This window comes from Pseudomonas sp. CCC3.1, assembly GCF_034347405.1.
In the GTDB taxonomy this organism is placed as follows: domain Bacteria; phylum Pseudomonadota; class Gammaproteobacteria; order Pseudomonadales; family Pseudomonadaceae; genus Aquipseudomonas.
Genome location: NZ_CP133778.1, coordinates 362,886 through 383,024, shown reverse-complemented (window position 1 = coordinate 383,024; position 20,139 = coordinate 362,886). Strand labels below are relative to the sequence as shown.

At 57.2% G+C, this 20,139-nt stretch carries 13 protein-coding genes; 4 read left to right on the top strand and 9 right to left on the bottom strand.

Annotated elements, in window-relative coordinates; translation table 11 throughout:
- Positions 1 to 17 precede the first annotated feature (17 nt).
- Entirely contained in the window at positions 18 to 776 is a 759-nt protein-coding gene (locus RHM56_RS01775) for a response regulator (RefSeq protein ID WP_322237962.1), read from the bottom strand.
- A 184-nt stretch (positions 777 to 960) separates the two neighbouring features.
- On the opposite strand from RHM56_RS01775, the gene RHM56_RS01770 reads away from it, so the two are divergent.
- Both RHM56_RS01770 and RHM56_RS01765 read left to right on the top strand, forming a co-directional pair.
- Complete coding sequence (locus RHM56_RS01770) at positions 961 to 3,195, top strand: TonB-dependent siderophore receptor (RefSeq protein WP_322241664.1); 2,235 nt, start codon at positions 961 to 963, stop codon at positions 3,193 to 3,195.
- 414 nt (positions 3,196 to 3,609) lie between these two features.
- Positions 3,610 to 4,773, top strand: coding sequence for a type III PLP-dependent enzyme (locus tag RHM56_RS01765; RefSeq protein ID WP_322237960.1), 1,164 nt, complete (start codon positions 3,610 to 3,612; stop codon positions 4,771 to 4,773).
- Positions 4,774 to 4,831: 58 nt separating this feature from the next.
- Here the strand turns inward: RHM56_RS01765 and RHM56_RS01760 are convergent, their stop codons facing one another.
- The 4 genes from RHM56_RS01760 to RHM56_RS01745 form a co-directional block, all read right to left on the bottom strand.
- On the bottom strand, positions 4,832 to 5,842 hold the full coding sequence (locus tag RHM56_RS01760) for an alpha-xenorhabdolysin family binary toxin subunit B (RefSeq protein ID WP_322237958.1): 1,011 nt from the start codon (positions 5,840 to 5,842) through the stop codon (positions 4,832 to 4,834).
- 16 nt (positions 5,843 to 5,858) lie between these two features.
- Complete coding sequence (locus tag RHM56_RS01755) at positions 5,859 to 7,103, bottom strand: alpha-xenorhabdolysin family binary toxin subunit A (RefSeq protein ID WP_322237956.1); 1,245 nt, start codon at positions 7,101 to 7,103, stop codon at positions 5,859 to 5,861.
- Positions 7,104 to 7,303: 200 nt separating this feature from the next.
- A complete protein-coding gene (locus RHM56_RS01750; protein WP_322237954.1) occupies positions 7,304 to 8,059 on the bottom strand; it encodes a tetratricopeptide repeat protein in 756 nt (251 codons plus the stop codon).
- Positions 8,060 to 8,062: 3 nt separating this feature from the next.
- Entirely contained in the window at positions 8,063 to 8,743 is a 681-nt protein-coding gene (locus RHM56_RS01745) for a Fe2+-dependent dioxygenase (protein ID WP_322237951.1), read from the bottom strand.
- 219 nt (positions 8,744 to 8,962) lie between these two features.
- Here RHM56_RS01745 and RHM56_RS01740 point away from each other — a divergent pair, with 219 nt between their 5' ends.
- A complete protein-coding gene (locus RHM56_RS01740) occupies positions 8,963 to 11,263 on the top strand; it encodes a TonB-dependent siderophore receptor (protein ID WP_322237949.1) in 2,301 nt (766 codons plus the stop codon).
- A gap of 127 nt (positions 11,264 to 11,390) precedes the next feature.
- Positions 11,391 to 13,928 carry a sulfite reductase flavoprotein subunit alpha gene (locus RHM56_RS01735; protein ID WP_322237947.1) on the top strand — a complete coding sequence of 846 codons (2,538 nt, stop codon included), beginning with the start codon at positions 11,391 to 11,393 and terminating at the stop codon, positions 13,926 to 13,928.
- 45 nt (positions 13,929 to 13,973) lie between these two features.
- Here RHM56_RS01735 and RHM56_RS01730 read toward each other — a convergent pair whose 3' ends face one another.
- From RHM56_RS01730 to ptsP, 4 genes are all read right to left on the bottom strand, one after another.
- Complete coding sequence (locus RHM56_RS01730; protein WP_322237944.1) at positions 13,974 to 14,390, bottom strand: hypothetical protein; 417 nt, start codon at positions 14,388 to 14,390, stop codon at positions 13,974 to 13,976.
- Between the two features lie 146 nt (positions 14,391 to 14,536).
- Positions 14,537 to 16,273 (bottom strand): PTS fructose-like transporter subunit IIB, encoded by a 1,737-nt coding sequence (locus RHM56_RS01725; RefSeq protein WP_322237942.1) that lies wholly within the window; start codon positions 16,271 to 16,273, stop codon positions 14,537 to 14,539.
- An 11-nt stretch (positions 16,274 to 16,284) separates the two neighbouring features.
- On the bottom strand, positions 16,285 to 17,229 hold the full coding sequence (pfkB, locus tag RHM56_RS01720; protein WP_322237940.1) for a 1-phosphofructokinase: 945 nt from the start codon (positions 17,227 to 17,229) through the stop codon (positions 16,285 to 16,287).
- Positions 17,229 to 20,093, bottom strand: a complete 2,865-nt coding sequence (ptsP, locus tag RHM56_RS01715; RefSeq protein WP_322237937.1) for a phosphoenolpyruvate--protein phosphotransferase — start codon at positions 20,091 to 20,093, stop codon at positions 17,229 to 17,231. The genes pfkB and ptsP overlap by 1 nt, the downstream gene beginning before the upstream one ends.
- Positions 20,094 to 20,139: the final 46 nt, after the last annotated feature.

Genomic DNA, 20,139 nt, shown 5'->3' with positions numbered 1-20,139 from the left:
GCACTTCGCGCATCGGATTAAACCGCCGCTTCGGGGCTGGAAACACTTAACAGATAGCCTTCATTGCGCACGGTCACGATCTGCACGGGCCCGTCCTTGAAATGCTGGCGCAAACGGCTGATGCACATGTCGATCGAGCGGTCGTCGGGCGAGTATTCACGGCCCATCGCACTGAGTGTTAATTGATCACGCGACAGCACGTGTTCACGGACCTGGAGCAAGTCACGCAACACCCTGAAGTCGGAGCGCGGCAAGGTTAGCGTCTGGCCATCCGGGATATGCAGCAGGCGCTTTACATAATCGAGGCGATAGCCAACAAACTCGTGCTGGGTCGTGATCGGGAGATCCGCAATGGGTTCGGCCCGTGTTTGCCGGCGCATCACGGCCTTGATTCTGGCCACCAGTTCACGGGGTTCGAAAGGCTTGGTCAAATAATCGTCGGCCCCCACCTCCAGACCAATGATGCGATCCAGCGCTGAGCCCTTGGCGGACAGCATGATGACGCTCAGGCCCGGCCGCGACTGCAACTGGCGACACAGGCTCAGGCCGTCTTCGCCCGGCAGCATCACGTCCAGCACCACCAGATCGACAGCCTGGCGCTCCAACTGCGCCCACATCTCAATGCCATCGGCTGCGGCCAGCACATGGTCGCCGTTCTCACTCAGGTAATCGCACAGCAACTCGCGGATTTCATCGTCGTCATCCACCACCAACAGGGTTTTGGCGGCCACGAGCGGTTTTGCGGTGGGTAAAACGTAGCGTTCATTACATTCCATTACATACCCACACATATCCGTAATAGTGCCTGACGGCGCGATACCTAAAATGCTACCAAACATTATCTGCAAATACGAAGTATTACCAATGACAACGCAGGGCATGATGACGGATCTATCAGCACGACCTTTGATGTTAAGCACCCCTTCTCGCCCTACAGCGCCCCGCAACCCTGTCGCAATCATGGTAGCCATGGGCCTCAGTGCACTGTTCGCCATGGCCAGCCAACAGGCTGCGGCCGCGCCGCTTGAACTGGACACCCTGAATGTTGAAGGCACTCAACCCTCAGCCGATGAAAGCACCGGCCAACTGGGTTACACCGTCAAGAGCACCACCAGTTCCACGGGCATGAAACTCACCCCGCGCCAGACGCCACAATCGGTCACCACCATCACTCAAGAACAAATGGCAGACCGCCAGATCACCACTATCGAGCAAGCTCTGGACAGCGCACCCGGCGTCACCATGAGCAAGTCAGAAGTGGGCGGGCGCACCGAGTACCGGGCACGCGGCTATCCGATTACCAACTGGAAAACCGACGGCCTGCAGTTTCAGGGTGGCTCGGACTTCAGCGGCGCAGGCAGCTCGCTGAACATGGACATGTACGAACGTATCGACATCGTTCGCGGCGCCAATGGCCTGCTGGGCGGCACGGGCGACCCATCGGCCACCGTCAACCTGATCCGCAAACGTCCTGGCTTCGAATTCGGCGGCAGTGCTTACGCCACCTATGGCAGTTGGGACAAGCGACGCCTGGGCGCTGACCTCAACCTGCCCTTGTCTGAAGATGGCCGCTTGCGCTCGCGTCTGGTCATGACCCAACAGGATGCCAACTCTTTTCGCGATCAGCAGTCCGACCGTTCGCGGGCCGCGCTGGTCAATGTCGAATTTGACCTGACCGATGCCACAACCCTCGGCGCGGGTTATCAATATGAGTACTACAAAATTGTGGGCGGCGGCTGGGGCGCGAACATCCCGATCTGGTACGGCGATGGCAGTAAAACCAGCCTGCCGCGCAGCACCAACGTGGTGCCGAGCTGGAGTTTTGGCGAGTACACCACGCGCACAGCGTTCGGCTCGCTGGAGCATCGCTTTGACAATGACTGGACGCTCAACATCAAAGCCGCGCAAAGCACCACCGACGCGTTGAATCACCGCGGGCTGGCCAAGGTCAACTCTCAAGGTGGCGGCGCATTCGGCGGTTACTGGAACCAGGATGGCAGCGGCGCCGTGCTCAACGGCCTGCACAGCTCCACCGACACCACCCAGCAATCGGCACAAGTCGATGTGACCGGACCTTTCAGCCTGTTCGGACGCACCCATCAGGCCATGTTCGGCTACAACGACAGCCGCACTGTCGCCTGGTCCCCTCAATACCGCTGCAATATGGTCAGCGATGACCGCACCAGTGCCAGCGCGCTGGGGTGCCAGTTCCGGGCGAACAACGGTTTCCCGATTACCGACTGGCACAACGGGGTCGATAGCGACTACCGGATCAACGCCTACAAAACCGGCCTGCACAGCAAAACCACCACCCGCCTGCAAGGCATGTATGCGGCCACCCGCCTGAGCATTACCGAACCGTTGTCGGTGATCCTGGGCGCGCGCATCAGCGATTACAGCAGCACGACGTTGTCGACTAACGGTGCCCGCAGTAATCAACAACAAAACGGTATCGTCACGCCTTACCTCGGCGCGGTGTATGACCTCAACGACACCTACTCGCTGTACGCCAGTTACACCGATATCTTTAGCCCGCAAAGCGAAGAAAACGCCAGCGGCAACAAGCTTGAGCCGATTCGCGGTCAGAGCTATGAAACCGGTATTAAAGGTGAATGGTTTGACGGTCAGGTCAATGCGCAAGCGGCCTACTTCCTGACCCGCCAGGAAAACAAGGCAGTGACCGATGGTGCCAACCTGACGCCCACCGGGGCTCAGGCCTACACCACGGGTACCGGCGTAGAGACAGAAGGTATCGACCTCGAAGTCTCCGGCGCGTTGACGCCCAACTGGAATGTCTACGGTGGCTACACCTATCTGCACTTCCGTCGCCTCAACGCCGATGGCCAAAGTGACCCGTCGCACCTGTTCAAGGCTTCGACCACCTATCGCCTGTCGGGTGTGCTTGATCGCTTGACCGTGGGTACCGGTGTCACCGCGCAAACCAGCATTCGTGCCACTTCCACCCCGGCGGGCATTCCCACCAACGGCGTGAGCCGCGGCCCCACCGATGTGACTTGGGCGGGTTATGCCATCTGGAGCGCAATGGCCAAATACGACCTCACCGAGGACACGGCCGTTACCCTGAACGCCAATAACCTCTTCGACAAAACCTACTACACCCGCTACGGCTTCTACGCTGGCGCCATCTACGGTGATCCGCGCAGCCTGTCGTTGACCCTGAGTACTGCATTTTGAGGCCCGGCCTGATCCTTCCCCCAAGGTAAGCCACGCTTCAACGTGCAACTACCGAAGCCCGCCTAATGGCGGGCTTCGTCTATTTGGCAACCCCCAAAAAAGCCACCGAGGGAACATCACACCGTCATCAAGGTCGGTTACTTAAATAGCTCACTTTGGCCCCGTGATGAAGGCTTATAAAAATGCGACATTTTTAGTTGATCTCAGCGCAGTCACGCCCTAAAGTTCGCGCCGAACATCCATGCTGGAAACGATCCATCCGGCTCAAGTACTGACGACGAGACAGCAAGGTCCATTTACCTTATTTGCTTTCGGCGGACATGCCTTGGGAAGTAGGCGAACCAAAGTGGGGATACGGAGGATGTTCAGTTGCACCCATTTATTTATGACGTTTGCCACTAGGAGTCCCTACGCATGTCGATTCAGGTCGAAGACTATTACGCGCGCGAAACCTTTCAAAAAATGAAGGCTTTCGCTGACACCCAGGAAACCCCGTTCGTGGTGATCGACACCGCCATGATCAGCAAGGCTTACGACGACCTGCGTGCAGGCTTCGAATTCGCCAAGGTGTATTACGCGGTCAAGGCCAACCCGGCCGTTGAAATCATCAACCTGCTGCGCGACAAAGGCTCGAGCTTCGACATCGCTTCGATCTACGAGCTGGACAAAGTGATGGCCCAAGGCGTTAGCCCGGATCGCATCAGCTACGGCAACACCATCAAAAAATCCAAAGACATTCGTTACTTCTACGAGAAAGGCGTTCGTCTGTTCTCCACCGACTCCGAAGCCGACCTGCGCAACATCGCCAAGGCTGCTCCGGGCTCAAAAATCTATGTGCGCATCCTGACCGAAGGCTCGACCACGGCTGACTGGCCTCTGTCGCGCAAATTCGGCTGCCAGACCGACATGGCCATGGACCTGCTGATTCTGGCCCGTGACCTGGGCCTGGTGCCTTACGGCATCTCGTTCCACGTAGGGTCGCAGCAACGTGACATCAGCGTGTGGGACGCAGCCATCGCCAAGGTCAAAGTGATCTTCGAGCGCCTGAAAGAAGAAGACGGCATCGTCCTCAAGCTGATCAACATGGGTGGCGGCTTCCCGGCCAACTACATCACCCGCACCAACAGCCTGGAAACCTACGCCGAAGAAATCATTCGCTTCCTGAAAGAAGACTTCGGGGACGACCTGCCAGAAATCATTCTGGAGCCGGGCCGTTCGTTGATCGCCAACGCCGGGATTCTGGTCAGTGAAGTGGTGTTGGTCGCACGCAAATCGCGCACCGCCGTCGAGCGTTGGGTGTATACCGATGTGGGCAAATTCTCTGGCCTGATCGAAACCATGGACGAAGCCATCAAGTTCCCGATCTGGACTGAAAAGAAAGGCGAGATGGAAGAAGTGGTCATCGCCGGCCCAACCTGTGACAGCGCCGACATCATGTATGAGAACTACAAGTACGGCCTGCCACTGAACCTGGCCATCGGCGATCGTCTGTACTGGTTGTCGACCGGTGCCTACACCACCAGCTACAGCGCTGTTGAATTCAATGGCTTTCCGCCGCTGAAGTCGTTCTACCTGTAAATTCAAAGCGCCAAGACACGCCTCCCTGTCAACCGACAGGGAGGCGTGTTAATACGCGTTAGCGAGTGAACTTTTGTAAATGTTTCTGGAACTCGTCGATGGTTGCCGTGTAATGCTGCATCGTCAGTAAACCAGGCTCCGTAATAGAACGTAGATTGCTTACGAACATATCCAATCCATCGTTCACCAACGACATGTTGCTGACCCAAACTTCCCGCGCCCCAACCAATTCCGCGTGACGTATAATTTTAGCCTCACGTGCTTTCAACGACTGCACGCTATCGCTGTTTTTATCTTCCTGTATTTGCAGCGCTGCTAATTTGTCGATGACTTTATTACGCGCTTCAATCATGGAAGAGAGCTTGAAGCCGCCACTGATAAACTCTAAATACAGTGTGGCTCGGTCAAGTGCAATGGTCACTAACTGCGCGTCCACTTTAGGAACCAGAGCCACCGAAACCAACGTTTCAATTTGCTGAGCAGTGGGCAGTAACTCTTTTACATGATCAACCCAACTCTTGCGTTGTAAAACCTCCACCGCTGCTGTAAGCGTTTGCTTGTCTGCCAGTAACTCGTCTTTTTCAGACTGTAACGTGACGGCCTCTTGCTCAAGTTCAAGCAGTTTTGCCGCATCGTACGCCAGCAACGGATCAGAATAGTGTTCCAGATTAAGCGCTGCCCCCTCGGTAACTCTGCGTGTAATTTCTTCTTTTGCAGCTCCGACATTATTGATGATGTGGTTCAGTTTTTTGGTATAGGTTTTCGCCATATTAACCAGAGCTGGCGCCTGAATATCCTTGTTTATTGACGACTCCGTGATCCTCACCCACTGATCAATAACATCCGTTACACCAGAGTTGTCCAGGGTAACTTCCAGAGCACGCACCTGCTGCACAATTATTCGAGTGTCCTGACTCAACAGTTTGGCAGCAAGCGTCAAACGTTCTTGCAGAGAAGGAATAAAACTATATTCACGATTAGCAGCAACAGCATTAAACTTATTAACACTTGCTTTTACAATCGACACATCTGGCGCGGGGTAATAATTCATTGAAAAATCCTTGTTCATGATGCAAATCCTTTTCTCAACGGCGATCATCGAGTATTTCATTAAAAGCTTCTGATATTAACGCGGTGTAGTCCTTTACTCGTTTCCATGGATCCAACACTTGTGCAAAATCAAGCTTGAACTGATGCAGTTGGGCACGGGTATCAACGCCGTCCAAAAACCGTATAGAGTCGTTCAGATAATTGAGAACGAAATCCCACACTTGCGCTAACTGTTTAGCCCCCTGTTCTGCACCCAGCATACGGCTTTGCAGATCGGTGAAATGCATTTGAGAGGTGTCCAGCAGAGTAGCAATGCGTTCCTGGTTTTTTAGAGTGCTTATGGCTACTTCACGATCGGCTATAAGTTTGTTTTTACGAGCCCGTATCTTTTCAGCCTTTGAACCGAATATTCCACCTGTTATCGCCAACCCGACAACACCGAATATTATGCCTGAGTGCCCATATAACACATGTGACTTGTAATCGCTGATTAGCGTTTCGATCTGGCTGTCCATCTCCTTGATTTGCCCTGCTAGACTTTGCCGCTCCTTGGACAACCCGGCGCGGGTATAGGCATCCAGTTTGCTCTTGGCCTCATGAATCAATTCATCCGTCAGCACACGTTCAAATTCGGCAGCCAAGCCACCGACCGACTCAACTCTTTTGATGTAGTTTTCTGTCCTAATCCGGAGATTGTTAACGTATTGCTTCATCACAGCCACTGCATCGAGTTCTGTGCTGTCCAACATAGGATCTTTTATTTTTTCGAGTTCTTCGTCTGTCAAATCATTGAGCCCCCCTTCGAGAAACCGCTTAAGTTCAACTTTATCAATAAGTCCAATAATAGCGGAGCCCGTGGTAACGAACGAATCCGAAAAACTATTCATCTGGCGACTGAGTTCTTTTGTCTCTCGCTCAAGCGCTGGCCATGTTCCAGCATGCTGCCGGACACGCTGATGAAATTCTTGAATACTGGCCGCTCCTAGTTCAGGAATATTGGCGAGTTCAAAACCAAGCCACTCAACAATTCGGCTGCGTTCCACAGGCAGCGAGTTGGCGTGTTTCACATAAGTGCGAACACTGTGAATATCACTTCGCCGCATGATAAAACCAATTTCTTTTTTTGACACGGCCGTGACTGTCTCGCCTGACAAGACTTTAATATATTCCGACGGCATACGAGTAGCGGCTTCCAGCACCGTTAACTCTTCAATCAACTGACTGTCTTGAATGTCCTCACGCACGGACATTATGCCCATTGCTTGTTTAGATACCTGCATATTAATTCCTTTTAATAAGTCATTTGGCTCACACACAATCACTTTTTAAAATAAATTAATCAATTACAGCAAGTCTTCTCCGCATGTAAGAAAACGACACAGTCAACGATGAAAAAAAACCTAAGGAAAAACCAAGACACGCAGAAATATATTAATTAGCTGTAGGCGCTTTACTTCAATTGAACTGACCCGTGGCCCGCCTATGTCTTTATCAAGGCATTGATTCGCGCTTGATACACCTCGCTCATTGCTCGAATCGCAGGCTCTTTTGACTCAAGCAGCGCGGCGCGGCTGACCCGCAGAAATTTCAGGTTTCCAATGGCCAGTGCTCGCTCAAGCCAATGCAAAGCGCCCTCTACATCACCGCGCTCGGCCAGCACCGCGGCGTGGCTGAACTGCCCGCGAAAATCACCGGCATGGGCGGAGCGTTCATACCACTGGTGCGCTGCCTGTAGGTCTGCCGGGCAATAACGACCGTCTTCAAGGTAACGCCCCAGCAAATTCATCGACTTGGCGTGCCCCACATTCGCGGCCTCGCGGTACAACGCAAACGCAGCGTGCTGGTCTTGCACCACACCGCGCCCGGTCGCGAGTAAGTTGGCGTAGTTGTACAACCCCCAATCGAGCCCGCCCTGAGCCGCCATTCGGTAATGGCTGGCGGCCGCCCGCTCATCCACCGCGCAGCCCCAACCCAGCTCAAGACAGCGCCCAAGCATGTTGCGCGCCATTAAGTGCCCGCCGTTGGCGGCAATCCCAAACCAGCGAAAGGCCAACGGCACGTCGCGCTCAATGCCCTGCCCATCCAGCAGAATCTGGCCGAGCAACGCTTGCCCCTCAACGATGCCTTGCTTGGCAGCCATCAAGATGGCCTGTGCTGCACGCGCCGGATTTTGGGCAAGCATGGCTTTGAGTTGCTCGCCGTTCAGCACTTCTTCACGCCGTAATTGAAAGCTCATGACTTACACCTCAACCCAGCGCCGCAACAGGTTGTGATAGGTGCCCGTGAGTTGCACCAGCGAGGGGTGATCCGGCACGTCGCGGGTCAGTTGCTGGATCGCGCTGTCCATCTCAAACAGCAAGGTGCGTTGGCTGTCTTCACGCACCAGGCTTTGGGTCCAGAAGAACGACGCAAAACGGGCGCCACGGGTGACGGCGTTGACCTTGTGCAAACTGGTGCCGGGGTACAGCACCATATCGCCCGCCGGGAACTTGACCTGCTGCACGCCGTAGGTGTCCTGAATCACCAGCTCGCCGCCGTCATAGTCCTCGGGATCACTGAAAAACAGGGTCGCAGACAAATCCGTGCGCACCCGCTCCTGGCTACCTTTGGGCTGGCGCACCGCGTTGTCGATATGAAAATCAAAGCTGCCGCCCCCGGTGTAGCAGTTCACCAACGGCGGGAAGACTTTGTGCGGCAAGGCGGCCGACATGAACAGCGGATTTTTCCACAGCCGGTCAATCATCGCTGCGCCAATCTCTTTCGCCAACGGATGGCCTTCGGGCAACTGTAGATTGTGTTTGGCCTTGGCGGACTGGAACCCGGCGGTGATTTTGCCGTCTGCCCACTCCGTCTGCGTCAGCGCCTCGCGAATACGCTGCACTTCTTCACGGGAAAACAAGCCGGGAATGTGCAGCAACATGGCGCGATACCTGATTAGGAAAAGGATGCCGATGGTATTGATTCTTATTGAATATGTAAAACATTGTTAAGAACCCACAGGACGAACGACTGCGAAAAAACCGTAAAGCCAAACTGTAAAGATTGTAAATTTAGCGCGAATAGTAATCCCTCTCAATTGATAGGCAGAATTGTTTGCACTATATTCCGCGGCTCAAATTCTGGGGGAAGGGATTTTCAAATGTCGCGCCAACTCATAAAAATACCGGTCAGTTCACCGCGTTTGCTGGCTTCGGCCATCGGCGTTGCAATGACTGCGACCTCGGCTGGCCATCTGGCTCAAGCCGCCGAAAGCACTGACAGCAAAGCTCAGAGCAACAGTATTTCTCTTGGCGCGACCACGGTCTCGGGCGAGCAAACCCAGCAGTCTTATCAGACCGATAAAGGCAGCTCGCAAAAGTACACAGCGCCACTGGTCGACACCCCGCGCTCCGTCACCGTGATCCCTCAACAAGTGCTGCAAGACACCGCAGCCACTTCGCTGCAAGACGCATTGCGCACCGTTCCGGGTGTGACATTCGGCGCAGGCGAAGGCGGCAACCCGCAAGGCGATCGTCCTTTCATCCGTGGTTTTGACGCTCAGGGCGACACCTACCTCGATGGCGTGCGTGACACCGGCGGCCAGACCCGCGAAATTTTCGACGTTGAATCCATCGAAGTCAGCAAAGGCCCGAACTCATCCTTCGGTGGCCGTGGCTCGGCGGGCGGTAGCTTGAACCTGGTGAGCAAGACCCCAAAACTGGGTGACTTCCTCAACGGTGGCTTCACTTACGGCTCAGACCAGACCCGCCGCTACACGGTGGACATTAACCGTCAGTTCCTGGACACCGCCGCGTTCCGCCTGAACCTGATGAGCCATGAGCAAAACGTTGCCGGTCGTCAATCGGTCAACTACGACCGCTGGGGCGTTGCGCCGTCGCTGACCTTCGGCCTGGGCACTGAAACCCGCCTGAACCTCAGCTACTACCACCTGGAAAGCAACGACCTGCCGGACTCGGGCATTCCATACGGCTACAGCAACAGCTCTAAAACAGCGGTTCACGTGCACGACAAGCCAGACAATGGCGGCGACAGCAGCAACTTCTACGGCCTCAAAGACCGTGACTTCCGCAAAACCCGCGCCGACATCAGCACCATTTCGTTCGAACACGATCTGAGCGACTCGATGACCGTGAAGAACACCTTCCGTCACGGCAACACCGGTCAGGACTACATCCTCACCCAGCCGGACGACAGCCAGCACAACGTCAACCAGTACGGCACCGTATGGCGCCGTGCCAACACCCGTGTGTCGACCACCGAAACCACCACCAACCAGACCGACCTGTTTGGAAACTTCAATGTGATGGGTTTCAAAAACACCTACTCCACGGGTATTGAGTTCACTCGCGAAGAAACCCGCGCCAGCAGCTACACCGTGACCCCGAACAGCAACCCGAATTGCACCCCGGACAAAGTCGGTAACAGCGGCGGCCAGTGCACCTCACTGTCCAACCCGAACCCAAGTGACCAGTGGATCGGCACCATCGATCGCAACTACTACGGCACCAACACCGTTGGCGTGACCAAAGCGGCTTACGTGTTTGACACCATCGAACTTGACCCTAAGTGGCTGCTCAACGCCGGCCTGCGTTACGACCAGTTCGACACCACCGCCAACACCAACGCTGCGACAGGCCGTACCAAAGCCAAAAACGACAGCAATTTCTTCAACTGGCAGACCGGCCTGGTCTGGAAACCACTGGATAACGGCAGCGTTTACCTGTCTTACGCGACCTCGGCGACTCCGCCTGGCGCAATGGTCGGCGAAGGCGTAGACGGCAATGGTCTGGTAACCCCTGGCAGCGTCATCAGCAGCGACCTGAAGCCCGAAGAAACCGTTAACTACGAACTGGGCACCAAGTGGGATGTGTTCCAGGAGCGTCTGTCCCTGACCGCAGCCATCTTCCGAACCGAGAAGAAGAACACCCGTGTTCTGACCGACTCGTACACCTATGAGAACGCCGGTGAGTCCCGTGTGGACGGTATCGAGCTGTCGGCGAGCGGGAAAATCACTGACAAGTGGCAAGTGTTTGCAGGCTACAGCTACCTGAAAAGCGAGCTGGTTGATCCAGGCCTGAAAGCCAACCGTAACGGCAGCGTCAACACCGCCGCTGTGTCGGACAAAGGCAACCAAATGCCGAACACCCCGAAAAACAGCTTCAGCCTGTGGACCACGTACGAAGTGATGCCGAAGCTGACCATCGGCGGCGGCGCGTTCTATGTCGACCAAGTGTATGGCGACACGGCTAACACCGTTTATGTGCCGTCTTACACTCGCTACGACGCGATGGCCAGCTACAAGCTGACCAAAAACATCGACCTGCAACTGAACGTACAAAACCTGACCGACAAAACGTACTACGACAAAGCCTACGCGGCCCACTTCGCCAATCAGGCGGCGGGACGTACAGCCTTGTTGACCACCAGCTTCCATTTCTAAGCTGACGTAAAAGCGTTAAGGCACGTAAAGCCCCGTCCATTCAGTGGCCGGGGCTTTTGTGTGTAAAAAAGTCGTACGCGGCATAATGCGCCGCGAAGCATTCAATTGAGCGAGCAAGGCGGTCGTCGTGTTTAAGAAAATCCTGTTCCAGCTGCACTGGTTTTTCGGGATAACCGCAGGGTTGATCCTGGCCTTGATGGGGATAACGGGCGCAGCCGTGTCCTTTCAGGATGAGTTGCTGGACTTGCTCAACCCCACCGTACTCAAGGTCGAGAAACGCGACAGTGGCGTACTGCCGCCTGCTGAACTGGTACGCAAGGTCGAGGCCACCGAAGGCAAACAAGTGGCCATGCTCTGGGTTGGCGTCGACAGTGACAGCGCCTCACGGATTTTTTTCACCGCGCCACCCGGTGAGCGGCGCGGCCAATTGCGTTATGTAGACCCGTACACCGGTGACTATCAGGGCGACGTCAGTGGGCTGGGCTTCTTTAATCTGATGCTGCAACTGCACCGTTTTCTGGCCATCGGCGATACCGGCCGCCAGATCACCGGGGCTTGTACGCTGATGCTGCTGTTTTTCTGTCTGTCGGGTCTGTACCTGCGCTGGCCACGCAACGCGCTGAACTGGCGCGTCTGGTTGACCCTGGACTGGGCCAAAAAGGGCCGTAGCTTTAATTGGGACCTGCACTCAGTGGCAGGCACCTGGTGCCTGATTGTTTATCTGATGTCGGCACTGACCGGCTTGTCCTGGTCATACGAGTGGTACAACCAGGGCCTGCAAAAGCTCTTCTCCGACTCCCCTAATGGCGAGCAACGCAAGGGCGGACGGGGCGGCCCTCCGGGTGCTACAGGCGCACCGCCGGTCGCTGACTATGATGCGATCTGGGCCAGTATCCAAAAAACGGCCGGGCCAGACCTGAGCATGTACAACGTGCGCATGCCGCCTGTTGCTGGCCAGCCTGCGACCGTCTTCTATCTATTGAAGAACTCACCTCACGAGCGCGCCTTCAACCAGATCATGCTCGACCCGGCTACCGGCGCGGTAAAAAAGGTCGAACGCTATGACGACAAGCGCTACACGGCGCAATTGCTGACCAGCATTTACGCCCTGCACACCGGCAGCTACTGGGGGATTACCGGGCGCGTTGTGGTGACCATCGCCAGCCTGACCATGCCGCTGTTCTTTATTACGGGCTGGCTGCTGTACCTGGACCGTCGCCGCAAAAAGCGTCAGGTCAAACAGGCGCGCCAGGGCTTTGCCACTGCAAGCAGCGATGCACCGTCCTGGTTGATCGGCTTTGCCAGCCAAAGTGGTTTTGCCGAACAACTGGCCTGGCAAACCGCCGGGCAACTGCAGGCGGCAGGCTTGCCAGTGCGCGTCCAGCCACTGGCAGCCGTCAGCGAAGACGATTTGCAGCAGGCCAACCATGCCTTGTTTGTGGTCAGCACCTTCGGTGACGGCGAAGCGCCTGACAGTGCACGGGGCTTTGAACGCAAAATACTGGGCCAGCCGCTGGGCTTGAACACGCTCAACTACTCGATGCTGGCCTTGGGCGATCGCCAATACCCGCATTTTTGCGGCTTTGCGACCCGTATCCAGCAATGGCTGAGCGAGCGCGGCGCACAGTCGTTGTTTGCCCCGGTTCAGGTCGACAGCGGCGATCCTGAAGCGCTGCATCATTGGCAACAACAACTCAGCCAACTCACGGGCGGCGCACCCAGCGCCACCTGGCAAGCCCCGAGCTACAACAACTGGACCCTCGAACAGCGCCAACTGCTGAACCCTGGCAGCAGCGGTTCCGGGGTTTACCTGCTGGGCCTCACCGCTCCCGATGCCAGCCACACATGGCAGGCCGGTGATCTGGTGGAAGTCATGCCAAGGCAATCGGCGTGGGCGGTCGAGCACCTGCTTGATGGGCTCGGCCTGTCAGCAGAGACCCTCGTCCACCTTGATGGCCTGCAAGAGACCCTCGCTCAGGCACTGGCCAGCCGCCAGTTGCCAGAAAATCGCGGGCACTTGGTGGGCTTGCACGCCCAAGCGCTGGTCGACGCCTTGATCCCGCTGAACATGCGCGAGTACTCCATCGCTTCGATTCCACAAGACGGTGTGCTGCAACTGATCGTGCGTCAGGAGCGCCATCCCGATGGCAGCCTGGGCCTGGGTTCTGGCTGGCTGACTGAGCATGCGCCGCTGGGTGCCGCTATCAGCTTGCGTCTGCGGCGCAACAGTGGCTTCCATCTCCCTGCCGAGCCTTGCCCGCTGATTTTGCTGGGTAACGGCACCGGGCTCGCGGGTTTGCGCAGCTTGCTCAAGGCGCGAGTTGCCCAAGGCCAGCAACCCAACTGGTTGTTGTTTGGCGAACGCAATGCCGCGCACGACTTCTATTGCCGCGAAGAACTGCAAGGCTGGTTGGCCAGTGGTGAGTTGACGCGACTGGACTTGGCGTTTTCACGCGATCAGGCACAGAAGGTGTATGTCCAGGACCGCCTGCGTGAATCGGCTGATGAAGTACGACGCTGGCTGGCGGACGGCGCGGCGATTTACATCTGCGGCAGCTTGCAAGGCATGGCGTCGGGTGTGGATCACGTGCTGATTGAAATGCTCGGTGCTGAGGCAGTGGAACTGCTGATTGAGCAAGGGCGTTACCGGCGGGACGTGTATTAACCTTATAAACCGCCCGCATAAGTATGCGGGCGACAATGTAAATGTTTACTCTTTCCTGATTTCTTTAACCTCAACGTTCATTTCTTTAACAACTTGTTTCAGATCACGGGAGGCAGAGACCGGGCATTTAGCATCACGGCAATTATTATTAAGTCTGCACGCCTCGGCGCACGATACATCTCTAAACTTTTCGTCTGGACCGACCATCTTGCAGACGTCTGAACTTCCACCTTCAATAGTACCGTTGGCGTTTTTGTCTGTACCAAAGTAATAGCAAGATCCACTGCCACCGCCAATGGGACTCAAATCACACACAACGCCCCCTAGAACTGCGGTTCTCCCACCGCACAATGCCGCTCCAAACGCCGAAGTGAGCGCACTGAAAACAATGAGAGCGACACTAAATACAGAAACAAACATTAACTTCTTAACGCACGGCACACTCGATTTAACATTGATCATTGTCGACCACCTTCAAATAATATTTAAGTTACCCCCCCTTAAATAGTAGTAATCGACCTAACTGTGAACTATATCTTCTTGGATCAAAGAGCCTTACAAGATTAAACCTTCAGCGCAACGGTATAACTACCGTTGCGCTGTTTGCTTTAAGCCTTGGCCGTTTCCAGCGCCATATCCACCGGCTCCGGGCGTTTGATCACGGCATAGACCACCGCCGTCAACACACTGCCTGCCACAATTGCCAGCAAGTACAACAGCGCATGGTTGATGGCATTCGGAATCAGCAGCACAAACAAACCACCGTGCGGCGCCATCAGCTTGCAGCCGAAGTACATCGACAATGCACCGGTCAGCGCGCCACCGACAATGCTTGCCGGAATCACCCGCAACGGATCTTTGGCCGCAAACGGAATGGCGCCTTCGGAAATAAAGCACAGACCCAGCACCAACGCAGCTTTGCCCGCCTCACGCTCGGTCTGGGCGAATTTGCGCCGCGCAATCAAGGTCGCAATGCCCAAGCCAATCGGCGGCACCATGCCCGCCGCCATCGTCGCGGCCATCGGTGCATAACTTTGCGAAGCCAGCAAACCCACCGAAAATGCATAAGCCGCTTTGTTGATCGGTCCGCCCAGGTCGACACACATCATGCCGCCCAGCAGCACACCCAGCAGAATCGCGTTGGTGGTGCCCATGCTGTCGAGGAAGTGGGTCAGGCCTTCGAGCATCCCGGCCACCGGCTTGCCGACCACGTAGATCATCACCAGCCCGGTAAACAGGCTGGCGAACAACGGGATGATCAGAATCGGCTTCAACGCTTCAAGGCTTTGTGGCAACCGCGCATAGCGATTGATCGCTTTGGCGCAGTAACCGGCGATAAAGCCAGCAATGATCCCGCCAATAAAACCGGCCCCCAAGGTGCTCGCCAGCAAGCCACCAATCATCCCCGGCGCCAGCCCCGGACGGTCGGCAATCGAGTAAGCGATGTAACCCGCCAGCAACGGCACCATCAATTTGAACGCCGCATCGCCACCGATTTGCATCAGCGCGGCAGCCAAGGTGCCCGGCTCTTTATAAGCCGTAATGCCAAACACGAAGGACAAGGCAATCAGCAAACCGCCCGCCACCACCATCGGCAGCATGAACGACACACCCGTCAGCAAGTGTTTGTACACGCCGGTTTTTTCTTGCTTGGCCGGGGCCGAGCCGCCCGATGCCGCCGACTCTTGCTGACCTTCACTCAAGGCCTTGTTCAACGTGGCTTCAGCCTGCTTGAGCGCAATGCCGGTGCCACAGCGGTAAATCTTTTTGCCTGCAAAACGTTCAGTCGGCACTTCAATATCGGCGGCCAGCAGCACGACATCGGCCTCGCTGATAGCCTGCGCGCTCAACGGGTTGCGCGCGCCGACAGAGCCCTGGGTTTCGACCTGCAACTCATAACCCAACCGCTTGGCCGCCTGCTGCAAGGCTTCGGCCGCCATAAAGGTGTGCGCCACGCCTGTCGGACACGCTGTGATCGCAACGATTTTTGGCGCATGCGCTGCCGTTTCAACCTGCGTTGAAACGCTGGGCGCGGTATACACTTCGGCCTCTTTTACCCCACGCAGCAATACCGCTTCGACGTCTTGCAGGGCTTGAGCCGGGGTGCTCTGATAAACCCGTTTGCCGATAAAGCGCTGCATGTCCAGCGGCGTGCTGCTGACCAGCAACACCCATTCGGCTTCGTCGATCGTTGCCTTGGACAACTGACGTTCCGGGTGTTTGGGGTCATGCACTTCAACGCTGGTGCTCCAGCCCTGACGCTGCGCGGCAGCATCCAGCAAGCGGGCACACAGTACGCTGGTCACCATGCCGTTAGGGCAGCCCGTCACAATGGCTAATTTCATGTGTATCCCTCTTATTCTTGTGTCAAAGCGCGCACGTCGACGCCGTTTTCAAGCGTCGTTAACTGCAGTGCGTCGCTGATGCCAAAGCCGATTTGAGTGACCGCCATTGCCGCAATGGCCGTCGCGGTGCGCAAGGTCTGTTCCGGGCTGTGATTGCTGATCAAGCCATGCACCATGCCGGCCAACAGCGAATCCCCTGCCCCGACGGTGCTTGCCACGCGCACTTTGGGTGGCTGTGCATGCAAGGTCTGAGCGCCACGACTGAACCAGCTCACGCCGTCAGCACCATGAGAAATCACGACGTGGGAAATCCCCAGCGTCTGTAAGTGAGTGGCCGCGGCCACTTGGGACTCCACGCTGTCGACCGGGCGACCCAGCGCTTCGCGGAGTTCTTCGGCATTCGGCTTGACCAGCCACGGTCCAGCGCTCAGGCCTTCTTTCAAGGCCTCACCGCTGGTGTCCAGAATCACTTTCAGGCCAAGTTTCTTGAGGCGCAGCACCAATTCGCGCAGCCACTGCGCACTGATGCCTCGCGGCAAGCTGCCTGCCACCACGACGGCGTCATGGCTGGCGGCAATTTGATCGAGTTTGTCGAGTAGCGCCTGTTGCGCCAGATCATTGACATGCGGCCCCGGACCGTTGATGTCCGTGACCCGGCCGTCATCTTCTGCAAGTTTGATGTTGCTGCGGGTTTCGCCCGGCACGCGAATAAACGCATCGGCAAAACCACGTCGAGTAAACAAGGCGTTAAACGCTTGTTGATTGTCTTCCCCCAAAAAGCCACTCACCGTCACTTTGTGGCCCAGATCGGCCAGTACTTGAGCAACGTTAATGCCCTTGCCCGCCGCATGGGTCAGCAACGCTTGGCTGCGATTGACGTCACCGGGTTCCAGCTGCGCCAGGCGCACGGTCAGGTCCAGGGCCGGGTTAAGGGTAATCGTTAGAATCTTGGCCATTAAAGCGCCTCCACCAATGCACGAACTTCGTCTGGTCCGCCGACACTCAGGGCCTGTACGGCCAGGGTTTTAAGACGCTCCATACTGAGCTCACGCACCCGCGCTTTGACCTCGGGAATGCTGCGGGCCGAGACGCTGAGTTCATCCACGCCAAGTCCCACCAGCACCGGCACGGCCAGCGGATCGGCCGCCAGCTCGCCGCACACACCGACCCATTTGCCGTGGGCATGGGCCGCGCGCACGGTAATGTCGATCAGTTGCAATACCGCCGGGTGCAGGCCGTCAGCCTGAGCCGACAAAGTCGGGTGGCCACGGTCGATCGCCAGCGTGTATTGGGTCAAATCGTTGGTACCGACGCTGAAAAAGTCGACTTCCTTGGCCAGTACCGGCGCCAGCAAGGCTGCGGACGGCACTTCGATCATGATCCCCAGTTGCAAGTCAGCCACCGGAATTTCCAGGCGCAGGCGTTCGGTCATGTCCCGCGCCGCACGCCACTCAGCCACGCTGCCCACCATCGGGAACATGATGCGCAGCGGGCGGTTGTCAGCCGAGCGCAACAAGGCGCGCAATTGACTTTCCATCACCTGCGGACGTTGCAGCGTCAGACGAATGCCGCGCACACCGAGAAACGGGTTTTCTTCTTTCTCAATCGGCCAGTACGGCAACGGTTTGTCGCCGCCCACGTCCAGCGTGCGCACCACCAAAGGCCGTCCATCCAGACCGTCGAGTACGCGACGGTACTCGGCTTCTTGAGTCGCTTCGTCCGGTGCCTGAGAGTGCGCCATGAAAATCAGCTCGGTGCGCAGCAGGCCAATGCCTTCTGCGCCCTGCTCCACCGCAGCGGCTACGCCTTTGCTTTCCCCGATGTTGGCGAACACTTCAACCGCATGCCCGTCCAGGGTCACGGCGGGTTGATGGCGCAACTCGGAGGCGGCCAGCAAACGTTGTTCACGGCTGTCGCGTTCGTCAGTCGCGCGCTGCAAGGCATCCGCATCAGGCGCCACGTGCAAGCGACCGCGCTGGCCGTCGATCAGCAATTGGGTGCCCGGTGCCAGCAACAGCACCGAGTCGCCTGCACCGACCAAGGCCGGAATACCCAAGGCGCGGGCGACGATGGCACTGTGCGCAGTCGCCCCGCCACGTGCCGTCAAGATACCCGCGACCCGTGCCGGGTCCAGACGCGCCACATCGGAGGGGCCCACTTCGTCCATCACCAGCACGTAAGGCTGGTCGGGCTCAGCCAGGGTTTCGACGCCGCACAACTGCGCCAACACCCGGCGGCCGATGTCACGCAGGTCCGCCGCACGCTCGGCCAGCAAAGCGTCCTGCAACGATTCCTGCTGACGCGCAGCGGCTTCGATGACCGCCATCCACGCGGCCTCGGCGCTTTCGCCCTGCTTGAGACGTGAATCGACTTCGTCAGTCAATTCCGGGTCGTCGAGCATTTCCTGGTGGGTGATAAAAATCTCGCGGATGGCCTTGGACTGGCTGCGCTGGATCAGCCCTTCAATATCTTGGCGCACCTCACCCAAAGCTTTTTGCAGACGCTCACGCTCGACCGCTGAAGACTCGCCGCGCAGTGGGTAGTCGAACACTTGCAGCACTTGAATGTGCGCCGGGCCGATGGCGATGCCGGGCGCCGCCGGGATCGCTTGAAGCACGCTGCCCGCCGCCGGGGCCGTGATCACAGCGGCAATTTCTGCCACTTCAGGTGCGGCCTCGGCCAACAGTGGCAACGGCTCGACTTCTTCGCCCAGGCCTTGTTCGACAGCAGCCAGAATCGCTGGCAAGGCGTCATTGGCAATCGTTGGCTCGGCGACAAATTCCAGCACCTGACCACGGCGCACGCCCAGGCTGAGCAGCTTGCTCAGGCTCTTGGCGGACACTGCACTCGACTCTTGGCCGTCGAGGATTCTGACGCGAATGTCGCCATCAAAACTCTTGGCCAATTGCGCGAGAATTTTCGCCGGGCGGGCGTGCAAACCGTGGGCATTGGCCAAGGTGATGCGCGCACTCGGCCAGTCAGCCGGCAACTCGCCCCCCAGCACTTCAAGCACGGCACGTCGGCTGGTGGCACGCCCCAATTCGTGGCCACGCCCTTCAATCAACAGCGCACACAGGCGTTCGAGCAAGGCTTGATGCGCTTCGCCCAGACTGGCCAGACAGAACAAACCGCTGAGCGGCTGGCCCAAATAACGAATCGGTTTGTCGGGTGTGACAAACGCCAGCCCCGGACGCTTGACCGTTTGCTCGCTGTGCAGCCACCACAGGCCATCGCCCAGCGGCAGTGCTTCCACTTGTTGCAGCACGGCGGCAAAGCCGTTGCTCACACAGTCGGCCTGACGCAACAGGCGCGCACCCCGCCAAACCAGCTCTTCGAAGTCATCGGCTGACACGCCAAGACCAATCATCTGAGCGTCCAGCGCCAGTTCTTGCGGTGCGCCTTGCAGCAGTTTGAGCAAGGCCTCGGCCGAACTGGCGCGCCGCAGGGCTTCGCCCAGATCGGTTTCGCCCAGTGCACGGGTCAGCAGTTGCAATAAACGCAGGTGCTCGTCGGACTTGGCCGCGATGCCAATCGCCAGGTACACGATTTGGCCATCACCCCAGTCCACACCTTGCGGAAATTGCAACAAGCGCACACCCGTGGCGTGCACCAAGTCCCGGGTTTCTGGGGTGCCATGGGGAATGGCAATACCTTGACCCAAAAAGGTTGAACCCTGAGCCTCACGCGCTTGCAAGCCATTCAGATAACCTTCGGCCACCAAGCCATCGGCGACGAGTTTATCGGCCAGCAGTTGCAACGCCGCAGACTTATCCACAGCCGTTTGACCCATGGAAATCTGCTCTATGGTGAGCTCAAGCATGCGTTCTCCTTTTCCGACGCTCAATGGCGTTCGGTATTGTTTTGAA

Bases quoted from the DNA above. Each gene is read 5' to 3' on its own strand.
- RHM56_RS01750 (WP_322237954.1), bottom strand. From the start codon at position 8,059: ATGAGCTTTCAATTACGGCGTGAAGAAGTGCTGAACGGCGAGCAACTC.
- RHM56_RS01730 (WP_322237944.1), bottom strand. From the start codon at position 14,390: ATGATCAATGTTAAATCGAGTGTGCCGTGCGTTAAGAAGTTAATGTTT.
- pfkB (WP_322237940.1), bottom strand. From the start codon at position 17,229: ATGGCCAAGATTCTAACGATTACCCTTAACCCGGCCCTGGACCTGACC.
- RHM56_RS01755 (WP_322237956.1), bottom strand. From the start codon at position 7,103: ATGCAGGTATCTAAACAAGCAATGGGCATAATGTCCGTGCGTGAGGAC.
- RHM56_RS01740 (WP_322237949.1), top strand. From the start codon at position 8,963: ATGTCGCGCCAACTCATAAAAATACCGGTCAGTTCACCGCGTTTGCTG.
- RHM56_RS01725 (WP_322237942.1), bottom strand. From the start codon at position 16,273: ATGAAATTAGCCATTGTGACGGGCTGCCCTAACGGCATGGTGACCAGC.
- RHM56_RS01760 (WP_322237958.1), bottom strand. From the start codon at position 5,842: ATGAACAAGGATTTTTCAATGAATTATTACCCCGCGCCAGATGTGTCG.
- RHM56_RS01770 (WP_322241664.1), top strand. From the start codon at position 961: ATGGTAGCCATGGGCCTCAGTGCACTGTTCGCCATGGCCAGCCAACAG.
- ptsP (WP_322237937.1), bottom strand. From the start codon at position 20,093: ATGCTTGAGCTCACCATAGAGCAGATTTCCATGGGTCAAACGGCTGTG.
- RHM56_RS01775 (WP_322237962.1), bottom strand. From the start codon at position 776: ATGGAATGTAATGAACGCTACGTTTTACCCACCGCAAAACCGCTCGTG.
- RHM56_RS01745 (WP_322237951.1), bottom strand. From the start codon at position 8,743: ATGTTGCTGCACATTCCCGGCTTGTTTTCCCGTGAAGAAGTGCAGCGT.
- RHM56_RS01765 (WP_322237960.1), top strand. From the start codon at position 3,610: ATGTCGATTCAGGTCGAAGACTATTACGCGCGCGAAACCTTTCAAAAA.